The organism is Thermogemmatispora sp., from assembly GCF_019683755.1.
Taxonomy (GTDB): domain Bacteria; phylum Chloroflexota; class Ktedonobacteria; order Ktedonobacterales; family Ktedonobacteraceae; genus Thermogemmatispora.
In genome coordinates this window covers 1-8,071 of the sequence record NZ_JADGHT010000213.1, presented here as the reverse complement: position 1 = coordinate 8,071, position 8,071 = coordinate 1, and the positions used below count along the sequence as shown (strand labels likewise).

At 59.0% G+C, this 8,071-nt stretch carries 7 protein-coding genes; 3 read left to right on the top strand and 4 right to left on the bottom strand.

What is annotated here, in order from left to right; translation table 11 throughout:
- On the bottom strand, nucleotides 1-507 hold a 507-nt coding region (locus IRZ24_RS13535), incomplete at its 3' end, for an MFS transporter (RefSeq protein ID WP_297165130.1).
- A gap of 79 nt (nucleotides 508-586) precedes the next feature.
- Nucleotides 587-1,438, bottom strand: a complete 852-nt coding sequence (locus tag IRZ24_RS13530; protein WP_297165128.1) for a TetR/AcrR family transcriptional regulator — start codon at nucleotides 1,436-1,438, stop codon at nucleotides 587-589.
- A 306-nt stretch (nucleotides 1,439-1,744) separates the two neighbouring features.
- Between IRZ24_RS13530 and IRZ24_RS13525 the strand changes: the two genes are divergently transcribed.
- From IRZ24_RS13525 to murA, 3 genes are all read left to right on the top strand, one after another.
- Complete coding sequence (locus IRZ24_RS13525) at nucleotides 1,745-2,713, top strand: LLM class F420-dependent oxidoreductase (protein WP_297165126.1); 969 nt, start codon at nucleotides 1,745-1,747, stop codon at nucleotides 2,711-2,713.
- A 163-nt stretch (nucleotides 2,714-2,876) separates the two neighbouring features.
- On the top strand, nucleotides 2,877-4,238 hold the full coding sequence (locus IRZ24_RS13520) for a glutamine synthetase family protein (RefSeq protein WP_297165125.1): 1,362 nt from the start codon (nucleotides 2,877-2,879) through the stop codon (nucleotides 4,236-4,238).
- 309 nt (nucleotides 4,239-4,547) lie between these two features.
- Nucleotides 4,548-5,933, top strand: coding sequence for a UDP-N-acetylglucosamine 1-carboxyvinyltransferase (gene murA, locus IRZ24_RS13515; protein WP_297165123.1), 1,386 nt, complete (start codon nucleotides 4,548-4,550; stop codon nucleotides 5,931-5,933).
- Nucleotides 5,934-6,133: 200 nt separating this feature from the next.
- Here murA and IRZ24_RS13510 read toward each other — a convergent pair whose 3' ends face one another.
- Together IRZ24_RS13510 and IRZ24_RS13505 are read right to left on the bottom strand one after the other, a co-directional pair.
- Nucleotides 6,134-6,457 carry a YtxH domain-containing protein gene (locus tag IRZ24_RS13510; RefSeq protein ID WP_297165121.1) on the bottom strand — a complete coding sequence of 108 codons (324 nt, stop codon included), beginning with the start codon at nucleotides 6,455-6,457 and terminating at the stop codon, nucleotides 6,134-6,136.
- Between the two features lie 159 nt (nucleotides 6,458-6,616).
- Nucleotides 6,617-7,738, bottom strand: coding sequence for a competence protein CoiA family protein (locus IRZ24_RS13505; protein WP_297165119.1), 1,122 nt, complete (start codon nucleotides 7,736-7,738; stop codon nucleotides 6,617-6,619).
- Between the last annotated feature and the right edge of the window lie 333 nt (nucleotides 7,739-8,071).

Below are 8,071 nucleotides of genomic sequence, written 5' to 3'. Positions count from 1 at the left end.
GTATGTCACTAGGTAACCCCCCAGGGTAGGGCCGATAGCGGGGGCCAAGAGAGCGGGCACACCGAACAGACCCATGCTCATCCCACGCTCCTCGGGCGGAAACTCCTTAAAAGCCAGAGCCATCGAGAGCGGGAAAAGAGAGGCACCACCCACTCCCTGAATGATGCGGAAGAAGATCAGTGCTGGCAGGCTCCACGAGAGGCCACAGAGAGCTGAGCCAAGCGTAAAGGCGGCCAGCGAGATGATATAGAACCGCTTAATCCCGAGTGTATCGGCAAAGAAGGCTGCCGTTGGCGTCACCACACCCTGAGTCAGGATGTAGGCAGTCAAGACCCACTGGACCGTATGGAGATCGGCCCCGAAAGCAGCTTGCAGGTGGGGGATCGCGATATTCACAATGGTCTGGTCCAGAATTGACATGAAGACGCCAATGATCACCACAATCGCCACAATCCACTTATAGGCCAGACCACCCCCACGCCTCCTTGTTTGCTCGCTTGCTTGCATAAAGCAAAGCTCCTCTTCTCTCTTTCAAGACTCACTCATGCAGAACGGAAACGTCTCGGCTAGCAGGATGCCCTTTCAGCTAAGAGACTCGCTCGGACTGATCACAGGGTAGCATGCCGTAAAAAAGCAGATCGACCACCTGCTCGATCAGCTCCTCGCGAGAAAACTGTGTCACGGAGAGCAGGCTAAGCAGACCCCGGGCGACGGCCCGCATAACAAAGATCGAGGCCAGGATCTGCACAATCAGCTCCGGTGCAAAGGTACGGCGGAAGCGACCTTGCTCCTGCCGCGTGCGTACATAGTTGATCAGGATCTTGCGATTCTCTGTGAGCACGCTTGCCAGAATCTGAGCAGCGTCGGGATGGCTGTGAATCAACAGCATGGCCAGACGCAGCAGGTCGCCCTGGGGGGTAGCCATCAGCGCATCGTGGAAAGCCGCCACAATGCGGTAGACCGCCGTGCGATCATCGATCTGGCCTTCCTCGGCCAGGCGCACGGCCTCAGAAATAGCGGACTGCAGCGTCCCATGAGGGCTGTAGTGCCTGATCAGGGCGGCAAGCAGCTCCTCCTTACTGTGAAAGTGCCAGCAGAGGGTACCGCGCGATACCCCGGCCTCGGTGGCAATCTCGTCCAGCGTGGTAGCTGAAACACCTGAGCGCGCGAAGGCTCGCAACGCGGCCGCAAGGATCTGCTCTCGTGTATCCTGTGCCGGCCTCTCCCGTAAGAGACCACGCTCTACCAAGGTTGCCCGCAGTTGCTCCTTACCGCCGGCGAAGTGGTAGTAGAAAGCCGGACGTGAGAGCTTGGCCTCCTTGGTGATCTCCTCAACGGTCACTTCCTCAAACGGGCGATTGCGCAGCAAGCTCTCCGTTGCCTGAATCAGGCGCTCTTTGCCACTGGCTCTGACGTCGCCAGGATCACGCTCAGCCATGATGTCATCGACTCTCCCCGGAAGCAAGCAGACTGTACTATCCAATAACAGTGACTGTACTGTTTAGTCCAGACGTTTGTCTAATATAGACAAGGTAACTGGTTCTGTCAAGAGGCAGGCTCTGATAAGGACAGAGAGGGGAAGAATGGGCCAGGTCGGGAGGTCTTGGAAGTGGTATATAATGGGGCACGAGGAAGAGAGAGCAAGCCAGCCGAGACACCTGGCTGTCTGGCCGACGCCCTTGTGACAAGAGGGGCGATGTTGGCCTGGATGGATGCAACACGCAAAGCAGAGGAGAGAGCAGCGATGGCCCTAAAATTCGGTCTTCTGGTCCCCCAGGGCTGGCGTCTCGATCTGGTAGGCATTGCTGACCCGGTTGAGGCCTATGAGACAATGACTCGCGTGGCCCGCGAGGCTGAGGCCCTGGGCTTTGATTCGATCTGGTTGTTTGATCATTTTCATACGGTGCCGCAGCCGCTGCAGGAAGTGACCTTTGAATGCTGGACGAGTACGGCGGCCTTAGCGCGCGATACGCAGCGGGTGCGCATCGGGCAGATGGTGACCTGTAGTGCCTATCGCAATCCGGCGCTGTTGGCGAAAATGGCCAGTACGGTGGATGTGCTCAGCCACGGACGGCTTGACTTCGGAATTGGGGCCGGCTGGTATGAGCATGAGTGGCGGGCCTATGGCTATGGCTTCCCGGAGACAGCCGAGCGTCTGCGTATGCTGCGTGAAGCTGTGCAAGTCATCTTGAAGATGTGGAGCGAGGAGGAGGCCTATTTCGAGGGACGCTACTATCAGGTGCACGGTGCGATTAACCAGCCGAAGGGGGTGCAGCAGCCGCATATTCCGCTCCTGATTGGCGGAGGAGGGGAGCAGGTGACCTTAAAGCTGGTGGCGCAGTATGCCGATGCCTGTAATGTTGGGCATCTTGATCCTGCGGGCATCGCCCATAAGTTTGCGGTTCTCAGGCAGCACTGTGAGGCGATCGGACGCGCTTATGAAAGCATCCGACGGACGGTCCTCTTTAACTGTGCCATTGCTGAGAGTGACGAGGAGGCCATGCGCAAAGCCCAGCAATCGTATATGGGGCGCAACGTTCCGCCGGAGCAACTGCGCGAGCGCGAGCTAGTGGGCAGTCCCGAGACAATCCGCCAGCGCCTGGCCGCCTATGAGGAGGTTGGCGCCCAAGAGGTCATTATCTATCTGCCTGATGCTGCCCAGCTTGACGCGGTGCGTCTCTTTGCTCACGAGTGTATGGCCAAACTACGCTAAAGCGGTGCCTCCCTAAGAAGAGAGGCCGACTGCGGCGGCGCACCTGCTGTATACTAGCAGCGGCAGAGCAGGCGTGAACTGGCGGAACGTGAGATCTGGACCATATGTCTCTCGCCTTGCCGTCAGCGGTAGACTATCTTGATACCCTGCAAGGAGGGTCCCAATGGATATCAATGATGTTGTGCGTCAGGCTCGTGCGGCCAATGTGCGTCTGGTGCGTTTCCTCTACTGCGATAACGGTGGAATCATTCGTGGTAAAGCGACGCACGTTGATAGATTGGCGACGCGCATGCGCGAAGGCATCGGGCAGACGCTCGCCATGCAGGCCTTCACAGCGGTCGAGACCCTGGCCGCGGTCGAGGGGATGGGGCCAGTGGGGGAATTCCGTCTGATCCCTGATCCTCAGACATTTGTGGTCTTGCCCTATGTGCCCGCTAGTGCCAGTATGATGTGCGATATGATGCGTCTGGATGGCCAGCCCTGGGAGGCCTGTCCACGGACTTTTCTGAAGCGTATGGTAGCCCGCCTGGCTGAGCAGGGCATGCGAGCAGAGGCGGCGATTGAGCATGAGTTTTATCTGGCTCGCGAAGTAGGGGGGCGCTTTGTGCCGGCGGACCAGAGTCTCTGCTATAGCAGTATTGGCCTGGATGAGCAAGGTGAGGTCATTGATGCCATTCTCTCGGCTCTGGAGGCGGTTGGTCTCTCGGTGGAGCTTTTCCATACGGAGCTGGGGCCAGCTCAGCAGGAGCTATCGATCCGCCATGCTGATGCCTTGACGGCGGCTGATCATGTCTGTTTGGTGCGAGAGGTCGTGCGCGGAACCGCGCGTCACTATGGTCTCTATGCGACTTTTGCTCCCAAACCGTTTTTGGATCAGGCTGGCAGTGGGGCCCACATTCATTTCAGCTTGTGGGGGACTGAAGGCAGTCCCCAGGCTGGCAAGAATCTCTTCTATGATCCGCAGCAGCGCGGTGGCTTAAGTCAAATTGGTAAATATTTCATTGGTGGCGTCCTGCATCATCTGCCGGCATTGGTGGCGCTCACTTGTGGGAGTCCGAACTCCTATAGCCGCCTGCTGCCGCACTTCTGGAGTTCAGCGTACACGGCCTGGGGCTATGATAACCGTGAGGGCGCGATTCGTGTGCCATCGCCCTTCTGGGGGCGTGAGGCGGAGTCGCTGAATCTGGAGCTAAAACCCTCGGATCACAGCGGCAATCCCTATCTCGCCTTGGGGGGCTTAATTGCGGCGGGGCTGGATGGTATCCAGCGGCAGATCGATCCTGGCGAGCCGGTTGAGGTTGATCCGGGCAACCTCAGCGATGAGGAGCGCGAGCGGCGCGGGATTCGTCGATTGCCAACGAGCCTCGATGAGGCTTTGGACGAGCTGGAGCGCGATGCCGTCTTAATGGAGGCTCTCGGCTCGCTGTTGGGACGCTCCTATCTGGCTGTCAAGCGGGCAGAAGCTGAGTTCTTCCGTGAAAAGACGCCGGAGGAGGTAGCCAGCCAGCATTTCTACAAGTACTGAGTGCAAGCGGCACGATGCCGTCTCAAGTCAAAAGTACTAAGGTTGCCGCCGTGGGAAGGGAGCCGGCGCACTGGCCTCCCCGGCGGAGATGGCCAGGGAAGTGGCGCTCTTGCCTGCTAGTTCCCTGGCGCTGAGGAAGGCGATGGCCTGTGCCAAGGTGATACAATAGTGTACAGGCTATCGCATTTTTCTGCCTCTGCTAAACTGTCTCTGGGTACTCTGCGCTTCTGAAGTCTTACCAGGAAATACGTCGAGTAGAAAGATGAGAGCTGATGACGTCAGCTCGTGTGAGCAGTCTCGATCACTGCGATGATGAAGTCTATGCCCAATACTGCAGGAACATCACAGCAGACGACCTATGCCTATCGTATTGAGGGCGGCTATCCCGTGGTGGGTGAAATTACCTGTCTGGGGGCCAAGAACTTTGCAACCAAGGCGATGGTAGCGGCCCTACTCGGAGAAACGCCAACCATACTCACCAATGTGCCGCCCATTGGGGATGTCCAGATTACGGCGGAGATGTTGATGGGTATTGGAGCGCGGGTGGAGCAGCTCGATGAGACAACGCTGCTGATCGACCCCACGACGGTTAATGCTTCAACGGTACCGTTAGCGCAGTCTGGCAGTAACCGCGCACCAATTCTGCTCCTGGGCGCCTTGTTACACCGCTTTGAGCGGGTCTCAGTGCCTGTGGTGGGCGGCTGTCAGATCGGGGCGCGTAAGGTGGATTTTCACCTTGATGCTATTCAACGCTTTGGGGGAGTAGTGCAGGAGACGCCTGAAGGCTACACGGCGCAGCGGGTGCAGCCGTTGCGCGGGACGCATATTCATCTGCCGTATCCCAGTGTGGGGGCCACTGAGACCTGTCTCTTCTTAAGCGTGCTGGCCGAGGGGCGCACCCTCATTTCGAATGCGGCCATTGAGCCAGAGATCTTTGAGCTGATTACCATGCTGCGTTCGATGGGGGCCATTATCTTCACCTCACCGGGCCGCGATATTCGCGTGGAAGGGGTCAAACGTCTGACAGGGACCCGCATGACGGTCCTGGGTGATCGCATTGAGGCGGCCTCCTGGGCATCGCTGGCCTGTGCCTCCGACGGCGATGTGACGGTGCATGGGATTCGTCCCGATAGTCTCGGGAATTTTCTCTCGTATTACCAGCAGGTAGGTGGCGGTTTTGAATTCGTCGATGCTAATAGTATTCGCTTTTTCCGCCGGCGCAAGCTGAGTCCGGCGATCATTGAGACGGACGTCTATCCCGGCTTTTCGACGGACTGGCAGCAACCCTTTGCGGTATTGCTGACGCAGGCCGATGGCATTTCCATTATTCATGAGACGGTCTATGAGAAGCGCTTTGGCTATCTTAAGGCCCTCAATCGCCTGGGAGCTCGGACACAGCTGACGACGCACTGCCTGGGAAGTGTGCCGTGTCGCTACCGCGATATGAATTATGAGCACAGCGCCATTATTATCGGACCGACTCCCTTTACGGCAGTGGATGAGGAGATTGTGATTCCCGATCTGCGCGCCGGCCTGGCCTATGTGATCGCTGCGGCTATCGCTCGCGGCACATCTGTGATTACGGGCATTCATTTCCTCGAGCGAGGCTATGGCAATATCGTGCCTCGCCTGGCGGCCATGAACCTCAAGATTGAACGCATTCCGTATCCTACGCCGGCCGTAGCAGAGGTCTGAACCGGAACCGTAGGAGCTGGAGGGGGATGACGAGAGATAACGCTGCCTGCCGGCGTCAGAGCTTGAAAAAAGCGGCCTGCCTCTCCAAGGAGGCAGGCGCTCGCTGCTAGGTGAGTTGAGAGGCCGGGCCGCTGGCTGGATGGCCGGGCATCCAGAAGCGGCTCCGCCGGACCGCCGTGAGTTGGTCAGGTGCGGTTGGGCTAACTTGGGGTAGATGGCTTAAGGGAGCGCGCAGTCTCGCTGACATCCTGGGCCGATTTCTGGGCTAGGCCTCCTGGCTCCTCGGCAGTGCCGCGCACACGCGTGGCAGCCTGGCGCGCGTATTCCTTGACGTTGCTGGCCGTCTGTGAAACGCGATGAGAAACTTGCTGCACGTACTCATTCAGTTGCTCGTTCTCGGGGAGAGAATCGCGCAACTGCTGCAGCCGCTCGCCAAGCAGCCGGCGCATTTCTTCACCACGCATGGGAGCAATCAGCAGGCCGATGCCGACACCGACCAGGACTCCTCTAAAAAAGTTGTTCATCCTGCCCTCCTTCCTTCTTCCTTCCTTCCTGCCTGTGAGAGAGCCAGCCAGCCATGATCAGGCGCTGGCAGCGCGAGCAGGCGCACGCGCGGATAGGCCTGTTCTGGTGACTGCCTTTTGTCTCTTCTCTGTCAACACGCCTGAGTGAGGCAGGCGGTTTCAATGGTGACTTTGGGCGAGCGTGACCAGCATTTCGATATAGCGGACAAAGGCGGCATAGGGACCGACAAAAGGGATCTCCTGCGCGACCTCGCGCAAGCGCTCTGGTGGAAAACCTTGCCTGGCCAGGTGTCTCAGCCAGGCGCAGGCGCGAGCGACACGTTGGCGATCCGCTTCTTGTAGTGGCTGCTCGGCTGTCCCCCGTCCATAGTTATAGCGGCGCAGCAGTTCAGGATCGCTGCGGTAGGCCCGTAGCAGGGGACGCAGCACGCGCTCTATCATGTCGGCGCTAACTGTATTATAGAGATAAGCTGCAAGAAGATCCTCATCAACGTGGTTGGCGAACATCATCTGGTGGCGAAGGCGCAGGCGGCGCTCATATGCTGCGCGCAGTGGGTGATTGACCTCGCCCTGTGCGCTGATTTGCAGCTCAGCCAGGGTCGTGCTCAGGGTCACCCCATAGCCCAGGCGTCCAACCCAACCACCGGTACTTAGATCCAGCGTACGCGCCGAGCCGGTGCTCTCCTCTTGCCACGCCTGTAAGGCCTGGGCACTGAGCGGCCAGCGTAGCCAGACACGGGCAGGAGTGAGCAAGGGATCAAGAAAGATCAAGAGGCCGCTGCTTTCGAGGATAGCTTCCTGAAAGGCCTCTTGCTTGTCGCGGCGGTTGCTGCCGATGATCCAGAGGTCTGTAATAGCGGCCTGCTGATAGGCCTGGTGACGGCGCTGCCACTCGTCAAGTTCGAGGGGGGCGCACTGGAACTCGACAGCCAGCCGTTGGCCATCCGCATGGCTCACAAAGACATCGGCGATGCGATTCGGTTCGGGGAGCCGTTCCTCCAGAGTGACGCTGGCGGCAGGGAATTGCTGGCGTAGCCAGGCGGCCAGCACAGCTTTGCCGCGCATATGGCGTTCCGATTCTTCTTCTGTACTCCAGGGGCATTCCCCTTTGCGGTGGGCGAAATGGAGCTGAGTGCGGCGGGCTGGTCCGCCGCGCAGGTGCAATACGGCGCGGCAGTTGGGACAGAAAAGCTGGCGCTGTTGCGACCATTTCTGCAGCTGACTCAAGGCCCGCTCATCGGCTACCACGGGCTGCCCTTCCGGTCCGTAGGCAACGAGCATGATCCGCATCCTCCCCTCAGTGAGACGGAGCCTAACCGTAGGAGAGAGGTTTGTCCTACAAGCCCAGGCGGCGCTGTACGGGCTGCGCATTGCTGCCTGGAGGCTCGCTCTCCTGTTTGATTCTATTCTGCGGCAGAGATGCTGAAGAGGTGATCGCTTTTTCCTCGGCTTTCGCAGGCCACTCTGAGAGGGGACGAAGCGGTTAGCTCTGCTGATGGCTTGCGCCGGGGGCGGGAACGTGGTAGCCTATGAGCACAGCCCCCGGTCGTGCTGGCTGGGCGGGGCGCTCTTGCTAACGGGGGACTGGGCTGAACAGAGTAGATCGCTGCTAGC